The organism is Acinetobacter sp. 797_lipA (assembly GCF_058243025.1).
Map to the genome: position 1 here is coordinate 3,445,294 of NZ_JBZAYQ010000001.1, position 22,902 is coordinate 3,468,195.

22 protein-coding genes are annotated in these 22,902 nt (G+C 38.5%); all 22 read right to left on the reverse strand.

The annotated features are described in order from the left end of the window. Window positions 1-37 precede the first annotated feature (37 nt). The 22 genes from AC4CU2_RS16930 to tviB all read right to left on the reverse strand — a co-directional run bounded on the left by AC4CU2_RS16930 (window position 38) and on the right by tviB (window position 22,553). Window positions 38-955, reverse strand: coding sequence for a glycosyltransferase family 52 (locus tag AC4CU2_RS16930; RefSeq protein WP_490769147.1), 918 nt, complete (start codon window positions 953-955; stop codon window positions 38-40). After that, a complete protein-coding gene (locus tag AC4CU2_RS16935) occupies window positions 948-2,147 on the reverse strand; it encodes an oligosaccharide flippase family protein (protein WP_490769148.1) in 1,200 nt (399 codons plus the stop codon). Before AC4CU2_RS16935 ends, AC4CU2_RS16930 begins: the two co-directional genes overlap by 8 nt. Beyond that, a complete protein-coding gene (locus tag AC4CU2_RS16940; protein WP_490769149.1) occupies window positions 2,144-2,851 on the reverse strand; it encodes an acylneuraminate cytidylyltransferase family protein in 708 nt (235 codons plus the stop codon). Before AC4CU2_RS16940 ends, AC4CU2_RS16935 begins: the two co-directional genes overlap by 4 nt. Further along, window positions 2,851-3,909 carry a nucleotidyltransferase family protein gene (locus AC4CU2_RS16945; RefSeq protein ID WP_490769150.1) on the reverse strand — a complete coding sequence of 353 codons (1,059 nt, stop codon included), beginning with the start codon at window positions 3,907-3,909 and terminating at the stop codon, window positions 2,851-2,853. The genes AC4CU2_RS16940 and AC4CU2_RS16945 overlap by 1 nt, the downstream gene beginning before the upstream one ends. Next, window positions 3,902-4,546, reverse strand: a complete 645-nt coding sequence (locus tag AC4CU2_RS16950) for a PglD-related sugar-binding protein (protein WP_490769151.1) — start codon at window positions 4,544-4,546, stop codon at window positions 3,902-3,904. The genes AC4CU2_RS16945 and AC4CU2_RS16950 overlap by 8 nt, the downstream gene beginning before the upstream one ends. After that, entirely contained in the window at window positions 4,547-5,641 is a 1,095-nt protein-coding gene (locus AC4CU2_RS16955) for an N-acetylneuraminate synthase family protein (protein WP_490769152.1), read from the reverse strand. It lies immediately after the preceding gene. Beyond that, a complete protein-coding gene (gene neuC, locus AC4CU2_RS16960) occupies window positions 5,631-6,767 on the reverse strand; it encodes a UDP-N-acetylglucosamine 2-epimerase (RefSeq protein WP_490769154.1) in 1,137 nt (378 codons plus the stop codon). The genes AC4CU2_RS16955 and neuC overlap by 11 nt, the downstream gene beginning before the upstream one ends. A 1-nt stretch (window position 6,768) precedes the next feature. After that, window positions 6,769-7,920 carry a LegC family aminotransferase gene (locus tag AC4CU2_RS16965; RefSeq protein ID WP_490769155.1) on the reverse strand — a complete coding sequence of 384 codons (1,152 nt, stop codon included), beginning with the start codon at window positions 7,918-7,920 and terminating at the stop codon, window positions 6,769-6,771. Beyond that, the gene (locus tag AC4CU2_RS16970) at window positions 7,920-9,110 is read right to left on the reverse strand and encodes a UDP-N-acetylglucosamine 4,6-dehydratase (protein ID WP_490769156.1); all 1,191 of its coding nucleotides are present in this window, start codon (window positions 9,108-9,110) and stop codon (window positions 7,920-7,922) included. The genes AC4CU2_RS16965 and AC4CU2_RS16970 overlap by 1 nt, the downstream gene beginning before the upstream one ends. 232 nt (window positions 9,111-9,342) lie before the next feature. After that, on the reverse strand, window positions 9,343-11,190 hold the full coding sequence (locus AC4CU2_RS16975; protein ID WP_490769157.1) for a polysaccharide biosynthesis protein: 1,848 nt from the start codon (window positions 11,188-11,190) through the stop codon (window positions 9,343-9,345). A 61-nt stretch (window positions 11,191-11,251) separates the two neighbouring features. Continuing rightward, on the reverse strand, window positions 11,252-12,421 hold the full coding sequence (locus tag AC4CU2_RS16980; protein WP_490769158.1) for a DegT/DnrJ/EryC1/StrS family aminotransferase: 1,170 nt from the start codon (window positions 12,419-12,421) through the stop codon (window positions 11,252-11,254). Between the two features lie 35 nt (window positions 12,422-12,456). Next, on the reverse strand, window positions 12,457-13,113 hold the full coding sequence (locus AC4CU2_RS16985; RefSeq protein WP_490769159.1) for an acetyltransferase: 657 nt from the start codon (window positions 13,111-13,113) through the stop codon (window positions 12,457-12,459). Beyond that, the gene (locus tag AC4CU2_RS16990) at window positions 13,106-13,714 is read right to left on the reverse strand and encodes a sugar transferase (protein WP_490769160.1); all 609 of its coding nucleotides are present in this window, start codon (window positions 13,712-13,714) and stop codon (window positions 13,106-13,108) included. The genes AC4CU2_RS16985 and AC4CU2_RS16990 overlap by 8 nt, the downstream gene beginning before the upstream one ends. A 155-nt stretch (window positions 13,715-13,869) precedes the next feature. Then, entirely contained in the window at window positions 13,870-14,409 is a 540-nt protein-coding gene (locus tag AC4CU2_RS16995; RefSeq protein WP_490769161.1) for a serine O-acetyltransferase, read from the reverse strand. A 32-nt stretch (window positions 14,410-14,441) separates the two neighbouring features. After that, on the reverse strand, window positions 14,442-15,581 hold the full coding sequence (locus tag AC4CU2_RS17000; RefSeq protein ID WP_490769162.1) for a glycosyltransferase family 4 protein: 1,140 nt from the start codon (window positions 15,579-15,581) through the stop codon (window positions 14,442-14,444). After that, window positions 15,578-16,672: a glycosyltransferase gene (locus AC4CU2_RS17005; protein WP_490769163.1), complete on the reverse strand. Its 1,095-nt coding sequence runs from the start codon at window positions 16,670-16,672 to the stop codon at window positions 15,578-15,580. The genes AC4CU2_RS17000 and AC4CU2_RS17005 overlap by 4 nt, the downstream gene beginning before the upstream one ends. Continuing rightward, on the reverse strand, window positions 16,669-17,787 hold the full coding sequence (locus tag AC4CU2_RS17010) for a glycosyltransferase (protein WP_490769164.1): 1,119 nt from the start codon (window positions 17,785-17,787) through the stop codon (window positions 16,669-16,671). Before AC4CU2_RS17010 ends, AC4CU2_RS17005 begins: the two co-directional genes overlap by 4 nt. A gap of 33 nt (window positions 17,788-17,820) precedes the next feature. Continuing rightward, window positions 17,821-18,369: an acyltransferase gene (locus tag AC4CU2_RS17015; protein WP_279679058.1), complete on the reverse strand. Its 549-nt coding sequence runs from the start codon at window positions 18,367-18,369 to the stop codon at window positions 17,821-17,823. Window positions 18,370-18,462: 93 nt separating this feature from the next. Further along, complete coding sequence (locus AC4CU2_RS17020) at window positions 18,463-19,056, reverse strand: acyltransferase (protein ID WP_490769165.1); 594 nt, start codon at window positions 19,054-19,056, stop codon at window positions 18,463-18,465. Next, entirely contained in the window at window positions 19,056-20,228 is a 1,173-nt protein-coding gene (locus tag AC4CU2_RS17025; protein ID WP_490769166.1) for an oligosaccharide flippase family protein, read from the reverse strand. The genes AC4CU2_RS17020 and AC4CU2_RS17025 overlap by 1 nt, the downstream gene beginning before the upstream one ends. A 10-nt stretch (window positions 20,229-20,238) precedes the next feature. Further along, complete coding sequence (locus tag AC4CU2_RS17030) at window positions 20,239-21,261, reverse strand: NAD-dependent epimerase/dehydratase family protein (protein WP_168379446.1); 1,023 nt, start codon at window positions 21,259-21,261, stop codon at window positions 20,239-20,241. A gap of 14 nt (window positions 21,262-21,275) precedes the next feature. Then, window positions 21,276-22,553, reverse strand: coding sequence for a Vi polysaccharide biosynthesis UDP-N-acetylglucosamine C-6 dehydrogenase TviB (tviB, locus tag AC4CU2_RS17035; RefSeq protein ID WP_490769167.1), 1,278 nt, complete (start codon window positions 22,551-22,553; stop codon window positions 21,276-21,278). Between the last annotated feature and the right edge of the window lie 349 nt (window positions 22,554-22,902).

Sequence of the window (22,902 nt, forward strand, 5' to 3'; positions counted from 1 at the left end):
CTCCAACAAGCAGGTTTCAATATCAACAATCCTCACACTAGAAAATTCCATTTAAACTCTTCATTTCTATATTAAAACTTTCAACTATCTCATACAAACTCTTATATTTTCCATATAATTCGTCGTCATATAAAGAAAACAACTTAACATTCGAAAAATTGGACACATTAAATACTACTGTACTTATAAAAGTATAAATTAAAACTTCTGTATTTGGATTATCTATTATAAATTTTTCTAAGTATGATTCGAATATCTCATTAGAGTCTATATAATCAACTCCATTAATAACATATTTCTCCCTAGGATGTTTAAAATAAAAATCGATCCCCAATGACTTGAGAACATTAAAAAGATAGTCCTTATCTTTCTCTTTAAATAATTCATCAATTGGCTGTCCAACAAAAATTTTTACACTCTTTTTAATGTAAGTTACATCCGAATTTCCATCAAAAAGACTTAAAACTTCTAATTTTTCTTTCCCAACAATATTATCTATACCTGAAAAAACAGTGTAATGTTTATCCATATTATTAACAATTCTTGTCTTTATATATTCATCATTAAAATATGCTCCATTTTTATTAAGATTAGCGACTCCATCATCGAAACCAATTATTCGATCGAATGAAATAAATTTCATCAAAATATGGATATATTTATCATGTAAACTTGCCATATAAATACTATTAAATTTTTTGAACAAAAAATTTAATAGTATAAACTTTAAAAAACAAAATAATTTTAAAATCTTTTTAGTATTAACTTCTTTATAAATTAAAACTTCACACTTACATTCCAATCTTGCACGCTCTAAATAATAATAATTCTTTGGGCTATTCGATAAATCTATTAAAAGAATTAGAGCATTTTCAATATTCTTATTTTCGATAATCTTCATTGAAAAATAAATTTGAAAAGGCGTTAAACATACGAAAAGGTTCTTTTTACTCATATACTTTCAGACTCTTCCAAAATACAAAAACTAAAACAATATTACTAAGAACTAGTGCGTAAGGAATTAAATCCATTGATATAGAGGAAAAGTAATATAAAAAAATTAAATATATTATTGATGAAGACATTGTAATTTTCGAAATCATCAAATTTTTACCATGGTAGAAAAAGTAATTTACTAATATTAGATAAGGTAAGCTCATACCAAAACCAAACAGATATATTACAATATAGTATTTTGAACCAACATAACTTTGCCCTAAAAACCAAAGATACACTTGCTCAGGCAACAGCCAACCTACTACTGAGGGTAGTATACTTAAAGGCAAACTATACAATGTATATTTTTTTATCTTTTCTATGGTTAATGAATTATTTTTAAGCCACTGATAGTAATAAGGTACAAGAGCCTTATTAAGTGCTAGAAATAGTATAGGCAAAATAGCCGCAATCTGTACCCCTGCTGAATAGATACCTAACTCTACTTTTGAATATTGCTGATAAATAAAGATTCTATCTAGTTGACCTTTAATAAAAAAACTAGACTGATGAAGAATGAGTGGCAATCCAAACGAAAAGATATAAAGTAGACCTAAACGAAGCCTTGGCCATGTAAAGCGATAATTATCTCTAAACAAATCACCCAGAACCAAACTCGCTATTACAAATGTGGTTAAATTTGATACAATAATCGCTAAAATTCGATATGCGACTAAATCTTGAGTAAAATATTCTAACGCAGCTACTGTAAATACAACATTCGTTAGAGAAAGAATAATTTGAATCGTAATATATTTGAATGGTTGCTTCTGGCATTGTCTTAATGCCAATTGCACACTTACAAAGGACTGAAACATTGTTGCCAAAACAATATATGCCATTATCTCAGCTTGGAAAAACCAACAACCTAGAAGTAATATCGTTGAAATAACAACATTATATAAATAACCCGCCGTTACAACTGTATTTAACGCTTTTTTTCCATAAAAGTAAAAATAGCGAGTGACAGCTCCTTCCTGACTGAGCCCAATAAAAATTCCAAATAAAGCCAACCAAGTAAGATAATAAGATAACTCACCAAAGCCTTCAGGTCCCAATTTTCGGGTTAAATAAGGCAACATGAGAAAAGGGAGGCTTTTCGCAAAAAGCTCCCCAATCAAATAAATGAAACTGTCTTTTAAAACCTTCATTCATTTGACCTATGCAGCATGATTGTTTCTGCAATTAAGAAATCGAGAGCTGTATCTATATCTACGGCTGTTTCTTTATCTGTTTGAAAGCCATATACATCTGAATCATAAAAGATTTTATTCTTGTCTAATAAGGATAAAACTTCATAAATATAAATTGATCCATTTAAACGATAACATGTAGGTAGGTCCTGACTTCTTTTACCTTGTACTTCAGGTCGAATAAATTCCGATAGACTAGCGTTTTCTGGCAAGGTATTTGACCACATTGGACTATGCTCTGCCTCAGAAATAGAAACGACCCCTTTTGCACTCTTTGCCACAAAAAACTCTAATGCATGATCTAACTCATCTACCAAACGTAGCGGAGAAGTTGGTTGGAGTAATACAATAAGATGGTTCTTTTCTTCAATGTTCAGTTGTTTTATCGCATGCTTTATGACGTCAAAACTAGATGCGTAATCATTCGACAAATCATCAGGTCTTAGAAATGGAACATCGGCACCATATTGCTCAGCAATGTGCTTAATTTCTAAATCATCTGTCGATACCACAACATGATCTACATATTTTGAAGTACGAGCAACATCAATTGACCAAGAAATTAAAGGTTTCCCACATAGTAATTTTGCATTTTTACGGGGTAATCGCTTACTGCCCCCTCGTGCAGGAATAAGAACCGTTACGTGGTATTGCCCTAACATCAGAATTTACCAAAATCTAAATTTATAATATCGCGTTGCGCACGATTATAATCTTCCATATGCCCGATATCCAACCAATATTCATGTAATGGATAACTCGTGACTTTTTGCTGTAAAGCAATTTGCTGTTCTAATATTGTCGGCATTCCTATAAATTCAGCATTCACTTGTGCAAGTAACTCAGGAGAAATCACATATATGCCAGTATTTATATCAAAGAAATAACTTGGTTTTTCTGTCATGCTTTGTATGACATTATCTTCTGAATTAACCACGCCGTAGGGTATTTGGTACTGAAACTCACGCACACACATTGTTGCTATAGATTGATTTTTCTCATGAAAATCTAAAAGTTTGCCAAAGTTCATATTGGTAAGTACATCACCATTAATGACCACAAAAGGTAGCTTAATTTCTTCTTTCGGTAATAAGCTTAATGCTCCACCCGTACCCAATGGGTCATTTTCATGTACATATTGAATTTGAACATCAAATTTTTCGCCACTGCCGAAATGCTCGCGAATAATTTCAGGCAAATAATGGGTTGAAATATAAAACTTATAAAATCCTTGTTCTTTTAAACTTAATACGATGGTTTCTAACAGCGGCTTTCCACCAACGGGTAACATAGGTTTCGGGCATTTATCAGTCAATGGTCGTAATCTGGTACCAAAACCGCCTGCCATAATAAATACAGGGTTTTCTTTTCTTTTACGACTAATTAGGTCTTCTAAAGTAATAATATTAACTAATTGACCTGCTTTTAAAACAGGTAAAGCCAAATAGCGATTTTCTCGCATTATTTCAAAAATCTGCCGATTGGTTAACTCACCCTCCTCAATTGAATAAGGGGTTATATGCATAATCGTTTCAACAGAAGCATGTACGTCTTGCCCTTTAAGCAAGCCACGACGGATGTCACCATCCGTTATACTGCCAAGTAAATGATTATCTTCATCTACCACTAACACGATTCTTAATGCATATAGGTCTAACAACTCTAATGCCTTTAATATTGTGTCTTTCTTGTTCAGAACTATTTTTTTTACATCAATCATTACGTTTTAATTCCTTCGCTGGTGCACCTATATATGTTGTATGCACTAAAGTATTGTTTAACACTACAGCACTAGCACCAATTATTGAGTACTCACCCAACTTCTTTAATTCTAGAGGCCCCTTACCTGGCAAAATTGCAGCATTTGTGCCAATGTATACGCCAGTACCCACATGGATACAACCAGACAAATTTACGCCCGGCATAATTGACACGAAGCTATCTAATTTACAGTCATGCCCAATAGTGCAATTAAAACTCACCACTACAAAATCTCCAAAACCACAAGAATTGGTAACCCTTGCACCTGCAGCAATGATCACGCCTTTAGAATGATGTAGTTGTTCACGAATTCCAAAACCCAATGTGGCCTGAGAATGAATTAAATTTGGAAAATTCAACTGAGGATAAAGTTCATAAATTTTTTGACGGATTTTCGGAGCTGCAATACCTATAGCAAAGTCAATATTGGCCACACCAACAATTTTAGATTCCAAAAACACAGGAAAACCTAACAAAGTTTGGTTTTCCTCTACCTCCTTTTCTAAAAAGCAAATATCGGTATAACCTTGATCAAGAGCTAAATCTAATAGCTCCTTTGCAAAGCCGCTAGTTCCAAAAATCGCCAGTTTTTTCATTTATAGTTCAATAAAATCATTCTTTTTAAATGCTTTGGTTGCATAAGTCCCCAAAACATCCCAATATTTATTTGGTTCTAAGACAACCTTACCAGCACGTTTGGTTGTAATATTTTCTTCTGTAAGCAGTTCACCTTCGGCAATCTCTTTACTCGCCACAATACTACGTCGCACTAAATAATAATTATCACTTTCTTGCTCTAGCATAAATTTTATGCCATCACCAAGAGCTGCATGGGTTTTATGCAAGATCTCAACATAGCTCTTAAATTCATCTGCTTCCATAGACGCTGCATGATCTGGCCCAGCCATATTTTTATCAAGCGTTATATGCTTTTCAAAAATTCGAGCACCTAAACTCAAGCCAATGACTGCTGCATATTCATCTAAAGTATGATCAGAATAGCCCGTCGTTAATCCAAAAACATTTTTAATTGTTTCAATAGAACGTAAATTGGTTTGCTCAAATAGGGCTGGATACTGCGTCACACAGTGCAAAATTGATACCTGTTCTTTTAACTTTTTACGAACAGCAAATTTTGAATATGACTCTCTAAATAATTGTTGTAATGGTCTAACCTGAGTACCTTTATCAATCACAAATGCAAAAACAGACAAGGCTTGTTCAATATCTCCTAAACTTGCTGTACCTGTCGATAGAATTACATGTTTTCCAGTACATGCCAATTCATATAAAAATGGTAAGTTAGAAATATCTGCTGATGAAACTTTTAAAAATGGCACATCAAGGTCATCAACCAGAAATCTTAAGCTTTCAGAATCAAAAGGGGTTGAAATAAACGTAATCTTTTCTGCATAACAAAAGTCCTGAATCTCTTTTGTTTGCTCATACGTCAACTCAAGGCTTTTCACAAGTTCAAGCTGACTTTGTGCCGAACCCGTATTTTCTTTTTGGTAAGCAGCCATTTCCGTTTGATCTGAGAGTAAACTATCTGCTTTGAAAGTCTGAAACTTAACCGCATTAGCTCCACATTCTTTTGCTTTTAAAATGAGTTCTTTTGCTAGTTCTACAGAACCATTGTGATTCACACCAATTTCAGCAATCACATAAATTTCATTTTCATCAAAGATCATAAAATGGCGCCTTTTTCTTAAAATCTATTGTCTTAATTACTTCTAAAATTTTTTGAGAAGTATTTCCGTAACCCAATGGAGGTTGAACTTGCTCCAGTTCAGATTTTGGAAATTCCTGCGCCTGCTTTAACGCATTCTGAATCTCAATTTGATCAAGTTTTACATCAATAATTGATTTACAACGTAACCGCCCTTTTTGACGGTCGCCAATATTAATCGTAACTACTTGTAATGCAGGTGCTTCAGATAAACCGCTAGAAGAATTTCCAACCATTGCAAGTGAATATTTCAATACACTCAAATAGTTCTGAATACCAAAACTTTTAACTAAAAGCACACGGTCGGGCATTTCTACTTTTAATGCCAACATCGCTTTTACAATTTCTGTATTTCCGTTATCCGCATTTGGGTAACTAAAAACAAAGTTGAGATTCTCTTGAGCCCTTAAAGCATTAAACAATGGTGTTACATCTTCATCATTTAAATTAGTTTCAGGATGGTAGGTGATCAAAATATAAGGTTGGGTAAAATCAAAATCATAGATTTGATTTAATTCATCTAAGGTTCTAAATTGCGTGCGCTGAATATGATCAAGCCCAACTGCACCAACATTAAATACCTTTGCAGGCTGCTCACCGAGTTGAATAATTCGTTTTTGATATGGCTCAGCAGCGGCAAAATGAATTGTTGCCATTTTTGTAATTGCGTGACGGATTGATTCGTCATAAGCGCCTTCTGTGATTTCACCACCATGCAAATGTGCAACAGGAATTTGCATAATCAAGGCAGCTTGCGTCACGGCTAATGCCTCAAAACGATCCCCCAAAACCACCAGCAAATCGGGTTGCATACGGCGCAATGCATCCGCAAAACCGAGTAATCCTACTCCCATAGACTTCACAACAGCACTTGGGGTGTCAGAAGATAGTAACATTTCCACCGATTCTGTAATTTCAAAACCATCATTAACAATGGTTTTCCACGTTTCTCCATGCTCAGGAGAATAATGCATTGCCGTGGCTAAAATCTGTAGCTCGAGATCTGGATCACTTTGTATATCTTTCATTAACCAATACAGCAACCCATATTCTGCTCGGGTTCCTGTAAATACGGCTATTTTTTTCATCTCAAAACTCCAAAGGAACAGAGCTTGGAATATTGACAACGCGCTCTTCTAACCAATTTGAATGTGTTAAATGATCTTGTAACGCATTCTTGTACATAGGTAATTTGGTCATTAATGTCCAAATTGGACGAGTCATTACTTTACTTTCATTAGTACCGTGCAATACCTGATCTCGATGCGCTTTATTTTCACAAATAATCGCATTTAACCAATAGTTTGAATGACAGTCTTGAGGTTCTACAAAAAATTGAGTATCTGAGTCTTTAAAAAACTCTAAATAGTGCTGAGCAAGGCTTCTTTTTTTATCAAGAAAATCATTTAAGTTTTCCATTTGAGCACAACCTAACGCAGCATTTAAATTTGGCATACGATAGTTAAATCCGTTCTCATCATGGTAAAACTCATAGGGATGAGGAATTTTTGCAGTTGTCGTAATATGTTTTGTTTTGATACCAAGTTTTTCATCTTGACATAAAACCATTCCACCACCACCCGTAGTGATAATTTTATTACCATTAAAACTTAATGCTGAAATTGGGCCTAAAGTCCCTGTATGCTGACCTTTATAATATGACCCTAAACTCTCCGCAGCATCTTCCACCAATGTTAAATGCCATTTTTGACATACAACCATTAACTCATCCAACTCTACAGGATGACCAAATGTATGCATTGGTACAACTGCTGAAATTCTCTGATTTGTTGATTTATGACGGCACTCACCTAAATCATTAATATAGGCATGTTCTTCTAAATATTGTACTAATGCAGTCGGACATAAGCCCATCGTTTTTAAGGAAACATCAACAAATAAAGGTTCTGCACCAATGTAAGAAAGTGCATTGCATGTTGCGACAAAGGTTAATGCTTGTGTTACCACAAGATCATCTCGCTTAACGCCTGCCATCAGCAATGCAACATGAAGCGCCGCAGTGCCATTCACCGTAGCTACAGCACGCTTAGCTCCTGTGAAATTTTGCATTTTTTCTTCAAACTCAGTAACAAATGCTCCCACACTGGATACAAATGTACTTTCTATCGTGTCTAATACGTACTGTTTTTCATTTCCAATAAAACGGGGCTCATGCAGTGGAATGAATTGATCCGTTTTATAAATATCACGTACAAATTGATTAAATTTTGCAATTTCCACTACATTTTCCCATCTAAATATAGACCAGTTTCTTTATGACCAAAGTTAGGCATCATATAGTTAAATAAATCGACTATTTCTTCTTTGTTCCATTGTTTGGCTTCTAGCATTGCACTGATTTTGTTTTCGAAAGTCTGTAATTTATCTTCTTCAATATTTAGTGCATTTTTAATTACGCCTAAATTGTTAAAGCATTGCATATCCAGAACTTCATGGTCTGTGAAAAATTCTTCAAAATCTTTTTCGCCAGTTGTCGTGCTGCCAGCAAATAAACATGGCCATTTACCTTGTTTTGGCAAAGTCTTAACTAATTCTCGCGCTTCATCTTCAGAATTACAAAGATGTGGTTCATAACCCAAATGCTTTAAATATTTCACCGCGATATCAGCAAAAGTAATGAGATGTAAATGTTCACTTAATTTTGGGAAGAAAATATCTCTGTTTTCACCCAATAAACATGACATTAAACAAAGTTCACCCGATTCTTTAGGAGTCACAAAATAACGGCGAATATCGTTTGGAGCAGCAATTGGTTGTTGTTTTTGAATACGTTGATTAAAGCCATGCAGTAATGAACCATCCGAAAATGCCACGTTCGCAAATCGTGCTGTCGAAATATCAATATATTGACTTTGACGCATTAAAAACATTTCCATAATCCGTTTTGAGCCACCCATCATATTGACGGGATTCGCGGCCTTATCAGTAGAGACACAGAAGTATTTTTTTACGCCTTTTTCTATAGACTGTTGAATTGTTTTTTCAGTATTTAAAATATTGACATGAATCATTCGCATTAAAGTATAAGGATCTTTTTCACTACGAACATGCTTTAACGCAGATAAATTTAATACGTAGTCAAATTTTCCGTCATTTTGAATAAATGCGTCATACTCATCAGAGCCAATGTCTAATGCAAAAGTTTGAAAGTCACCATCAATGTAACCAAATGAGCTACGAATATCTCGCACAACCTCAGTTAAATTATTTTCAGAAATATCAACAACATGTAATTTTAATGGATTTCTTTTAAAAATTTCTTTTACTACAGCTTGCCCAATAGATCCTGCGCCACCAAGAACTAAAAATTTAGAGTTAGACACAATATCAAACAACTTTTCATCACAAGCATTAATATCACTGATAAAAAGTTCAGTTGTACGGCCAATTAAACTTAACATATTAATCATAAATCTTAATCCTAATCTTGTACAATTTACCCAAATTGTGAAATTCGAAGACCTAACTTTTATATAAAGCAGGGTGGTGTTTCAAAAAATATGCTAGTTAATTCTGTCAATAGAGAAATTGAAAATAAGTAAATTAAATTCACTATATTTTTAATGCTTTATGAGATTTCAATTGTGGTTAAAATATAATCAGCATACTTTTTGAAACACCACCTAAAGCAGAAATTAAACTTTACTTTTTTCTATAACCGTCAACATAGTGGACAATAATAGTATACAAATCATCTAAAGCATTTGAATTGCAACTAATAATTAACCAATTAAATACATTTTTTATTTCAGATGAGGAATAGAATTTCTCATAAGACTTTAATATCCGCTCATGCTCCGTTTTTTCCACATTATCCGCATCAATCAACAATTCTTCATAGAGTTTTTCGCCCGGACGTAAACCTGTAAATTGTACCTCAATATCACCTATACCATTTTCATCTATAGCTCGAAAACCACTCAAACGAATCATTTGTTTAGCTAAATCTACTATTTTAACTGGCTCGCCCATATCTAATAAAAATATATCGCCCCCTGTCCCCATCGCACCAGCCTGAATCACCAACTGCGCAGCTTCAGGAATGGTCATAAAATAACGCGTAACTTCTGGGTGCGTTACTGTAACAGGCCCGCCTTTAGCAATCTGCTTTTTAAACAAAGGGACGACAGAACCTGACGAACCAAGTACATTGCCAAAACGCACAATACTAATTTGAGTTTTTGGATTCGTCGACGCTAGACCCTGACAATACAATTCTGCCATACGTTTAGACGCACCCATGACATTGGTTGGACGCACCGCTTTATCTGTTGAAATTAAAACAAAAGTTTCAACATTTTGATTCACCGCTGCATCTACACTACGCTGTGTGCCAATGGACGTATTATAAATACCTTCAAATGGGTTTGCTTCAACAAGTGGCACATGTTTATAGGCTGCGGCGTGATAAACCGTTTGCACTTTGTACTCTTGAATAATACGTTCTAATTTTTGCTGATTGGTGACAGAACCCAGCACTGGAATAATTTGTATATCAGAAGCCTGCAATTTACGGTCGATTGAATACAAAGCAAATTCAGACATTTCAAACAACACGAGCATTTTCGGCTGATGCTTCACAATCTGACGGCATAACTCAGAACCAATCGAACCGCCCGCCCCTGTCACCATGACCACTTTATTTTTAATATTTTTTTCTAACAGTTCAGGTTTTGGCGGTACAGGATCACGGCCCAATAGGTCGATAATATCCACTTCACGAATATCTGAAACTTGGACTTGACCATCCACCAGTTGGGTTACCCCTGGCAGTTCCATAATTTTGACATCTGCCGTATCAAAAGACTCAATAATCTCTTTTTTCCGTGCACGACCAACGGAAGGCATGGCAAGTAATACTTCTTCAATGCCAAATTTTCCAAATTTTGCTTGCGCTTTTTTGGGTGAATAAATTTTTAAACCACTCAGTGACTGACCTTGTAAGGAGCGCTTATCGTCAATAAAACACACGGGCAAATAATCATCTGAGCGGTTTAAAGCTGCTGCAATTTGTTGTCCTGCCAGCCCTGCGCCATAAATTGCCACACGTTTACGGCTTTGCTTTTTGGCAAAAGTTTTAAGGGTAGCGTAGCGAATGACAGCACGGCTCCACCACATGTATGAAAACAGCATAAAGCCATACATGAGCGGAATACTCATGGGAATAAAAGCGACATTCAGTTTTTTAATCGTGTATAAGGCCACGATTTGAATAAATGTTCCGATTAAAATCCGCAGTAAATAGTCTTCATTAAATGAACGCACAATTGCACGGTAAATACCGAGCAATGCAAAAATAGCAATGCCAAACATACCGACATAAATATACCAAGCATCCAGTCCTTGCATGACCTGAACATTAGGACGTGCCAAACGTATGGCATATGCCAGCCACATCATTAACGGTAAAACACAGATATCCATCAGCACCAAAACGATTTGTTTTTGGCGACGCGGTAATGATGCTATAGAACGGATAATGTCTTTCACAAGATGCTCAAATGGGGTCAATAAAGCGAATGAGAGCGCATATTATACGCGCTTTTCAGATTTAGATTTTTGCGATCACCGCTTGGATCGCATCCACGGTTTTCTGCAAGCTGTGCTCAGACAATGTTGGGTGTACAAGGAACATTAAGCTTGTTGCACCGAGCTGTTTAGCGTGCGGTAAAGACTGCGCAGGGCGCCAAGGTGTACCATCAAATGCTTTTTCTAAATACACTTCTGAACACGAGCCGCTAAAACAAGGCACATTCAATGCATTGATTTCTGCCATGATTCGATCACGCGACCAATCTTCAGGCAAGGCTGAAGTATTCACTTGCACATAGCATTTATAGGCTGCATGCACATATTCAACAGATGGTTTTGCTACAGTAAAATACGGACTATTTTCAAACGCCACTTGGATACGCGCCATATTGGCATTACGTTTTGCAGTCCATTCTGGCATTTGTTTGAGCTGTAAACGGCCAATCACCGCCTGCATTTCCATCATGCGCCAGTTGGTGCCAAATGAGTCATGCAGCCAGCGGAATCCCGGCGGATGTTGCTTGTTATACACGCTATCAAAGTTTTTGCCGTGATCTTTATACGACCACATTTTTTTCCACAAACTTTCGTCATTGGTAGTGACCATGCCGCCTTCACCGCCCGTGGTCATGATTTTGTCTTGGCAGAAAGACCATGCGCCTATATGACCGATTGAACCAGCTGATTTGCCTTTGTACATTGCACCATGTGCTTGAGCACAATCTTCAATCACAAAAATGCCTTTTTCCTCAGCCAATTGCATGATCGGATCCATATCACACATCCAACCTGCCAAATGCACACAAATAATCGCTTTGGTATTCGGCGTAATCACTGCTTCAATGGTACGGCGTGAGATATTCTGTGAATCTAGCTCTACATCGGCAAAAACTGGATTAGCTCCGGCAGTGACAATCGAGCTTGCTGAGGCTAAAAACGTGCGTGAAGTGACAATTACATCATCACCTACGCCAATACCTAAGGCTTTTAATGCTACATCCAGTGCGACTGTACCATTGGCAACAGCAACTGCATGCTTGGTTCCTGCAAACTGTGCAAATTCCTTTTCAAATTCACGGCATTCTTGACCGGTCCAATAATTCACCTTATTGGATAAAAGGACTTTTGATACCGCATCGGCTTCTGCTTGAGTAAAGCTTGGCCAAGGTTCAAATGCACTGTTTAACATGAGTTTTTCCTAGTCTCAAAATCGAGTTTAAACATCTATTTTTTCGTCACAATACGGGCAGGATTTCCCACCACTGTTGCGCCTGCAGGCACACTTTTAGTCACGACAGCACCCATACCAACAATAGCACCTGCACCAATTACTAAAGGCTGATCAGGTGTGCCCTGCTTAATCATCGCACCCGCGCCAATATAGGCATGCGCGTGTATATGAATATTGCCGTTGCATTTTACGCCTGGCGCGAAAGTAACGAAATCCCCAATCACACAATCATGTTCAACATAACTGTATAAATTGGCTTGAAAACACTTACCGATTCTGACATTTGAGCCAATGGTGACAAATGGACTTAAAGCAGAGCCTTCATCGAGCTCAAGCTGATCCATTAGAACGACATTGTCCGCGATGATCGACCAAAGGTGAATGCCATCCATCTCTAAACGCTGAGCGATCTTTTGTCGTACATGACTATTGGCAATGGCAATTTGTACGTATTTTTCAGAAGCCGTTTCATTTAAAAATGCGAGGTAATTCATGGCACGATGACCGTTTACTTCTGCAACCGATTCCAAGGCATCATCAATAAATACGATTTCTGAAGCATCGCTTTCACGTGCTAATTGCTGGCGTGCAACAGGCATTAAACTGCGCCCGCAGCCTGAAGCGCCATAAATGGCATAGAGCTTAGTCATCTTTAGGCTCCAAAGTACCCGTAAATTTACTCATGGTAGCTTCACCTTCGGCACTAATATCATCTTTAGACAATACTTTTTGTACCGTTTTCAGCATGATTTTAAAATCTAGCCATAATGAACGGTTTTCGACATACCATGTGTCTAGCTCAAATTTCTTTTCCCATGAAATGGCATTACGACCATTCACTTGCGCATACCCTGTGATGCCTGGACGCACGTTATGACGTTTGGCTTGTTCACTATTATATAACGGCAAATATTCCATTAGCAGAGGACGTGGCCCGACAATGCTCATCTCACCTTTAATCACGTTCCACAGTTCTGGCATTTCATCCAAACTGCTGGAGCGCAGCATTTGACCAAAGGGCGTTAAACGCTCACTGTCTGGCAATGAATGACCTTGTGCATCGACCGCATCTTTCATACTGCGGAATTTGATCATTTCAAAAGGTTTGCCATTGAGCCCCGGACGCACCTGACGGAACAACACGGGTGAACCCAAATTTTTTCGCACCTTATATGCCACAAAAGCATATACAGGAGACAGCAGCACCAGTGCAGATGATGCAATCACAATATCCAATAAGCGCTTTAACATGGTTCACTCTTGAGGTTAGATAAAAATGGCGGAGTCAATATTCATTTCTAGCAATGATTATACCCTGTTCGCTACCATCAAATTTGTAAAATATTTCAACGGTCAAAGGGACTCAAGTATTCCCCATTCTAAAAGCTGTCAAACCATATAGCCTTTTAGAAATCTGTCCAACGACGATTAACTGCATGACCCGGATTATTCATGCTGATCACTTTCGCGTAGTTTCCTACCGCAGTTGCATTTTCAGGAATATCTTTTGTCACAACGCTTCCTGCACCTATAGTGGCATTATTACCAATTTTGACATGCTCAATGATGCAGACATTGGGCCCAATATAAACATTGTCACCAATTTCTGCGGCTTGACGGCCGCCATTTGCACCAATGGTGGTAAATTGCGATAAATTCACATTATTGCCAATCACGGTTGTCGGATTAACGACCAACGGCCCGCCATGCCCAATAAACAAGCCGTAGCCAATTTGAGTCGTGGTATTAATATCAATGCCGTACTGCTTTTTTTTATAATAATAAATAGGATAGGCCAGTTTTGCCCACTTGCTTTGAGCGCTGGCTAAACGTAACCAAAATGAAAAATTAAAACCGCGATTGAAAAAATAAGTTTTCAAAAAAGTTTTAAAACTGACATTGCCGGTATAACGGTATAAATCACTTTTTATATATTTTAAGGTCATCTGGATCGTCTCTAAAATTGGGTAAATCGCCTTTAATGGATATCCATTTCAGCCATCATGTGCTTATTCACTTGATGCACATCATATTTATTCAGCGCAATTTCCCGCGAACGCTTTCCCATATACTCAGTCAGTTTTGGATCTTCAATAAAATACTGCATGCTTTGCACCAAATCATTGACTGATTTCACCGCAACCAAATAGCCATTTACACCATTGGTAACGGTTTCACGACAGCCCGGCGCATCGGTGGTAATCACAGCACGCCCCATCGCCATAGCTTCTAATATGGTACGTGGCGTGCCTTCACGATAAGATGGCAACACATACACGGAACTTTCCGCAATTGCAGGACGCACATCACTGAGCTTGCCCCAATATTTGAGGCGACCATCGGCAATCCACCTGTCAAGTTCAGCTTGTGAAATGGCCGAAGGATTATCATCAATCCAACCGACCAAATGAAATTCCGCCTTAGGAAACTGTGCTTTGATAATACGTGCCGATTCAGCATATTCACGCACACCTTTATCCCCCAAAAGCCGTGCAATGAGCAAGAATGAGGCTTTGACCACACCTGAATCATCTTTCGGTAAAGGCATGACATCAAAGTCTTGCACATTCACCCCTGAGCCATTCACCACCACAGTTGGTTTATTGGCATCAAGCAAATGCATGTCTTGGAAAAGCTTTAAATCATCAGGGTTTTGGAAAAAGACTTTGTCGCTACGTTTGAGCGCTTGCGCATATAAGCCATGCACCAGCTTTTGAAAAAAACTACGCTTGCCAGATTCCACATTTTGAAAGGCATAGCCCAAACCTGTAATTAAGGCAAAACGATGCGGTACTTTCGCAAGCCAAGCCGCTAAGGTACCGTAAATGACCGGTTTAATGGTATAGGACAGCACGTAGTCAGGCTGAATTTGACGAATTTGCCGATAGATATGTTTTAACAGTTTTAAATCAGCCAGTGGATTGGTGCCGGTACGCTGCATGGGAATCTCATGCAGATGATAGCCCAGGGCTTGCAGTTTTTGCTGTTCTTCGGGAAATGATGCAAATTCAGGCGCCATGATGTGAATTTCATAGCCTTGCGCAGAAATCGCTTCTAATAACTTGCCACGAAAATTGAGTACAGATGGCAAAAAACTGCTGATCATTAAAAACTTCATGCCTGTTGGCTCCACACCCGCTTATATTGACGGCTGACAGTTTCAATACTGAAATTCTGCTCTACCCGTTCACGCGTCGCTAGTTTTAAGCTTTGTTTTTCTGCTTTTGTCTTTTGTACATATGCCAAAATCGCATCTGCCAAAGCTTTCGCATTGCGTGGTGGCACAATGCTTCCTAAATCCTGCACAATATATTTGGCATCGCCAACATCGGTACTGATACATGGCAAACCTGATGCCATTGCTTCGACCAATACATTCGGAAAACCTTCGGTAATCGAAGTCATGAGGAATGCATCAATGGATTGATAAAAGGCAGGCATGTCCGAGATTTGGTCAAGCAAATGTACCTTTTGAGCATCTAGTTGATACTGATGAAATAAGGCTTTGACTTCAGGATTGTCTATACTCGCACCGTTACCAGCAATTTTAAAGATGATGTTTTTATCTTTCAGCAAGCCCATAGTTTCAAACAAATAGGGATAGCCTTTGGCTATGTGATAGCGCCCTGCAAAACCAATCACGGTTGGTTCATGCAATTGAGGATTGGGCTGAAATTTATCTAAAAACACGCCATTGGCAATCACTTGACTATTGCCATTTTTAAAGCTAAAGGCCTGATGCTGCTGCATAGACGAATGCGCACAATAAATAATGGCACTGGCTTGTTGGGACAGTATTTTGCTTAAGCCCAAGGCAATCTTGGTACTGATCGATTCATCTTTGGGAGAAGCAAGCGAATGATGAATGCCCCATACCACATTCGGTTTTTGGGCTAAACCAATGATACTAAGACTGGTCAACGCATTGGCATGGTACATCCAGCATTGCACCGTTGCAGGCTGTAGTTTTTTAAGCAATGTACGCAGCTTGCTTACCGTACCCAATGTGTTTATGCCATTCCAATCCAGTCCATAATGCGCCTGACAACGATCTAAAGTACTTTGATACACCTCTGATGTTTTCATTAAAGCAATGATCACATGTTCGTATTGGTGTTCAGTGTATTGAATCAAACGTGCCAGCATCATCTCTGCACCGCCCACGCCTGCAAAGTTGGTAATCACATGCACCATCAACGGTTTGCTCATGCTGCAGACTCCATCATACGCAAATACTGCTTAAGTACGGTTTGCTTATGAAACTGCTGAATATGCGCTTCAAAATCAGCTTCTTGATATTGCACATAATCTGCAAAAATCGCCTGCCGCATTGCTTGAGTTAACCCTGCCTGATCATTGCATTCGACCAATAAACCGAACTTGGAGTTTTCTAGAATTTCCACCGGGCCGCTTGGGCAGTTGGTACTGACCACTTTTACTTTTGAAGCCAACGCCTGAATGAGTACTCCAGGCAAACCCTCCCAATTGGAACTTAAAACAAACAGCGATGCATATTTAAAATAAGCGTATGGATTAGCATCAAAGCCCGGTAAATCCACCACATCGTTTAAACCCAACTCGGCTACTAGAGCCTCAAACTCAGTACGCAGTTCACCCTCACCTAAAATCAATAATCGGGTTTCAGGATGCTGATTATGCAAGGCTTTAAAGGAACGAATCAGAAAACCAAAGTTCTTTGCTTCAGTGAGACGCCCCACTGCCAAAATCACTTTATGGTCATTATTAAAAAAGCGATGTGTGACTGGCGCTTTGAGTTTTTCAAAATAGGCACCGTCCAATACAGGGTTATAAATGGTACTCAAATTATTATTTTTATAGCCATAATATTCACGAAAATCAGCTTCTACCCCTTTAGAAACACAGACCACTTGCTGTGCCATGGGGTAGGTCCAATTCACCAAAGTTTTCAGCACAAATTTAGCAATGCCTTGCAACTTCATATTTTTTGACGGTGTCGATACTTCACGGAAGATCAAACGTGTTGCAACACCTGCGAGTTTTTTCGCAATACCCGCCACAATATTGGTATGAGTTTGTGTTGACACTAAGCAATCATATTGCTCAGCTTTCATTTTTATTTTTAAGGGCGTGATGCTATTTATTACCCGACCACAATTAAAATTGACCAATTCAATTTTAGAACCTACTTCGGGTAACAGCTTGGCTTTATCATCATTTAGGTCACATACACCCAAATGAATCTTAAGCCCTTGTTCGGCCAAACTATTCGCCAGTTGAATGACTGTACGTTCTGCACCGCCACCGCCCAAGCTTGGCAAAAAGAACATGACTTTATTCAACATATGCAGACCTAAACTTTATGAAATGGGAGAATATTAATGCGAGCTTTTTGAGGCTTGAATCGACATAGCACGTTCCACGCGCTCGCGATAATCCGTAATACCAGCTAAGTCAGTATCACTGGCACAGCTACTTTGAATTTTGGCTTGATAATCAGCAAAACTGGATACCACTTTGGCAGGCACACCAATCGCCACACTATGATCAGGAATATCTTTGGTCACCACCGAACCTGCACCAATCACCACATTGGAGCCAATGCTCACGCCCGGCATAATAATGCTATTGACCCCAATAAACACACGCGAACCAACCTGAATTGGCGCAAAGCGTTGATAGCGTTTCCCTTGCTCATCTTTGACTAAACAGGTACTGCCATCATGAGTAATAAATTTCACCCCTGAAGTCACCGTGACATGATCACCAATTGAGACTAAAAACGGTTCTGAGCCCCAACTTTTAATATAGATTCGGCAGTTTTCACCGACTTTCACACCTTTTTTACGTGCATAAGCCACACTGCCCTTTGCCATAAAATAAGCAAGATCAAACAGCTGTCGAAAAGCAGAAACCATAAATGCCATACGCATAACCTATGTCAGGATCAGAAATCAAAAGGGAGAAAATTAAGCTGAATATTTTACGCTGAAAACGTGCTTTACGATACGAATAGCGCTTTACACCGATTTGATTTTTTTGGCTGGAATACCGACATATACCCCTGATTCTGGCAAAGGTTTAGACACTAAACTACAGGCGCCAATCACACTATCATCGGCAATAGTTACACCATCAAGTACCGTAACTCGTGCACCAAGCCAAATATTTTGCCCTAAACTCACGCCCTGCTTGGTAATTGCATCTTTCACTAACAGATCAGGCTCACCAAATTTATGATTACTGGCAATCAAAATACTTTGCGTACCAATACGGGTATTGTCACCAATACTTACACCACCACAACCATTAATAAAAGACTTAGAATTAATGCTGACATCTTGACCAATCGACACCTTGCCACCAAAGCATTTGATATAACAGCTTTCACCAATAAAACTGTTATCTGCAATTTCTAAAAACGCACCTTGCTCGACAATTAAACTGACATGATCGCCAATATAGACATTCTTGCCGATCTTAACTTGGCCATTAATCTCTAGGGTACACGCTTTGCCGAAGTAACGAAATTGTGTGCCAAATGCCATGTTGTACATCACTTTACGGCACTGTGAAGCAAACCAATTCATGTATTTTAAGATTTTAAAAAACATCAGTTTTTGTTTCTCCACACCACATACAAAATGGCAAAGTTATAGAAAATTAATGCTACAGGTACCGCAAGTAACATATACACTTTATCAGCAAAGACTGCATAGAAGCCTGCAAATAATGCGAACTTAATCATGAGTTCAACGATTTGCAGTTTAAATAAGACTTGGCTATTGCGCTTGGCAATTAAATAGGCCGAACTTGGCGGATTACAGAAAACCGCCCAATAGCCCAACGCTAAAATTTGGAAATAAGTTGATATCCCAACCCATTCAGAACCGAAAATCCAAAGATATACCGACTCAGGCAAGATAAAGAAAATTGCAAAAAGAGGCAGCGACACCAAGCTTAAAAGCACGCTTGCCTTTAATGCATTTTTGCTTGAATCTGTGGTTTTAAACTTACGGATAAAAAACTGACGTAAGGTTTGTGAAATCAAATTGATCGGAACACGTAAAGTCCGCTCGACAATGGCATAAAAACCCATCGCCTGCACACCCACAAAATGCGACACCACATAGTAAGGCAAATTATGCGAAAAACTATTCAGCAAGGCATGTGGCGTATTGGCATAGATAAAATCTTGATAATTTTTAAATGCCTGCCAACTGACTTGATAGAGCTGATACTTCAGTAGGTAGAGCAACATCGCCACAATCATCAGAATCGAGCTGACATTGTAGCTATTGACCAAACTGATCTGCATGAACAGTGGCAAACTCAATTGCACCGCAACGACGATCGCACTTCTAAAAATATTTAAGCCCGCACAAAAATATTCCTTATGCGCAGCAAATTGATAGTTATAAACACTCTGAAGCAAGGTATTGGCAAGCACGCCGGTTGCTACAGCACATGCCATTTTAACATTTAAAATCAAGCTGATGACGATGCCACTCATCACAGCGATTGCTGTTGAGAACACCGCCCCTTCAAACATCAGACTTTTTTTATCTTGTTCGTCCGCGACCAATAAGGCTTGATCAAGACGTAAATTGGCAACCGTCGATAAAACACTAACGATGGCTAAAGCAATCCCATACGCACCAAAGTCTGCAACAGAATACAGGCGTGTTAAAACAGGAAGTGCGATAAATGTCATTATCGCACCTGCCAGTAAACTTAAGGTAATCAGTCCAATGGACTGATATTTTGCGAAGAGTTTCGCAATCATCGGTTCAAGATCATTTTAAGTTATTGACGTACCAACGCATGGCCAATTGAATGCCTTCGGCAATTTTAAACTCGGGCGCATAACCCAAATGTTGCTCAATTTTAGCAATGCTGGCTTGTGAATGACGTACATCACCTGCACGAAACTCACGATAGACAGGATCACGGTCAAATTGAACGTTATTGGTCGCAAGCGCCACTTGAATGGCACGATATAACTCATTCAGCGTAGTACGGTCACCTAATGCAACATTATAGACCTGATTTTTTGCTTCATCTGATGCGGTCGCTGCCAAGATATTGGCTTGAACGGTATTGTCGATAAAACAGAAATCGCGACTGGTTTCACCGTCACCATTGATGAAGACATCTTCACCATTGATCATCGATGCTGTCCATTTCGGAATCACTGCCGCATAAGCACCGTTTGGATCTTGGCGTTGACCAAACACGTTAAAATAACGTAGACCAATTGCTTTAAATCCATAGCTACGCGCAAATACATCAGCATAGAGTTCATTGACATACTTGGTTACTGCATAAGGTGAAAGCGGATTACCAATATTTTCTTCCACTTTTGGCAATGCAGGATGGTCACCATAGGTTGAACTGCTGGCCGCATAAGTAAAACTAGCAACACCTGCATCACGTGCCGCAGTGAGCATATTTAAGAAACCACTGATATTGGTTTCATTGGTGGTGATGGGGTCAGCAATTGAACGCGGTACAGAACCGAGCGCTGCTTCATGTAAGACATAATCTACGCCTACACAGGCTTTTTGGCAGTCTGCAAACTGGCGAATATCGCCTTCAATAAAACGGAAATTCGCCCACTGCTCAGCAGAGACTAAGCTTTGCACTTCATCCAAATTATGCTGATGCCCTGTGGCAAAGTTATCTAAACCCACCACAGCTTGATTGAGATTGAGTAAGGTTTCTAAAAGGTTTGAGCCGATAAAACCCGCCACACCTGTCACCAACCAAGTTTTGGGTGCAGTTTTGAGGTTGTCACATACCTGTTGATATTGATTCATAATGGTATGTCCTCTTATAGACGAAGGTCAGATTCGGCTTGAGATAACACATATTTCAAGTCATATAACACATGCTCAGATTTACCTAAAGCACGAATAGCTTGTACACCCATATCTTTAAATTGATGATGTGCAACGGCCAAAATAACGGCATCATATTTGCCATTTTCTAAGTTTGAAATTGGGCGAATACCATATTCATGCTCAGCCTCAGATGCATCGACCCAAGGGTCATAAACATCAATTTGAGTATGATATTCCTTGAGTTCATTGACGATATCAATAATGCGGGTATTACGAATATCTGGGCAGTTTTCTTTGAAGCTTAAGCCTAAAATCAGTACTTTGGCATCTTCAACTTGAATGCGTTTTTTCAACATGGCTTTAACCAGTTGAGTCACTACATAAGCGCCCATACCATCATTTAAACGACGGCCTGCCAAAATAATTTCTGGGTTGTAGCCAATTGCTTGGGCTTTATGCGTTAAATAGTACGGATCGACACCAATACAGTGACCACCGACTAAACCCGGACGGAACGGCAAAAAATTCCACTTCGTACCTGCAGCTTGCAAGACTGCTTCTGTATCGATGCCCATTTTATTAAAAATAAGCGCCAATTCATTAATTAAGGCAATATTCACATCGCGCTGTGTGTTTTCAATCACTTTCGCGGCTTCTGCCACTTTAATACTCGCGGCTTTATGCGTGCCTGCTTCAATAATTAGGTTATAGACTTGATCCACATAATCAGCGACTTCAGGTGTTGAACCCGAAGTGATTTTTAAAATATTGGTAACGCGGTGCAGTTTATCGCCCGGGTTAATACGCTCTGGGCTATAACCTGCATAAAAATCCTGATTGAATTTTAATCCTGAATTTTTTTCTAAAACTGGAATACATACTTCTTCAGTTGCACCAGGATAAACCGTTGATTCATAGACAACCACATCGCCTTTTTTCAATACTTTAGCGATACTTTCGGATGCTTTAATCAAAGGAGTCAGGTCGGGTTGCTTAAATTCATCGATCGGGGTTGGCACTGTCACAATAAAGAAATTACAGTCTGCTAACTGCTCTAAGTTCGTGGTGTAGCTTAAATGCGTTGCTTGCTTTAATTCTTCTGGTGAAACTTCTAAAGTATGATCTTGTCCGCTCTGTAGCTCATCAATACGCTTTTGATGAATATCAAAACCCACAACGGGAACTTTTTTTCCAAACTCAACAGCTAGCGGTAAACCGACATAACCTAATCCGATTATGGCAATTTTTAATTCGGAGAGTTGTAACATACTGAAGCCCATGTCATCGATGAATTATCAATCATCGTTATGTTGTAAATAGTGTTAAATTATATCAGAAAATCAAATTTCGATTGTGTAATGATGTCCTATAAGGACTGTAATTTTAATCAAAAATATTTATAGGATTAAACAATCCCACCTATAAAACCAACATTACTCATTTAAAAAAATTCAACTAATAACAAGATCTTTAAAAAGATATTCATACATGCGAGTCTTGATTAAACTTACGATTTAAAACAAATGTAAAGCTATATTCTACAAGGTGAATAGTATAAACTTAACATCCTAAAATGAGTAATTTGGGTATTTAAACCCGCATTTTAATGATTCAAAA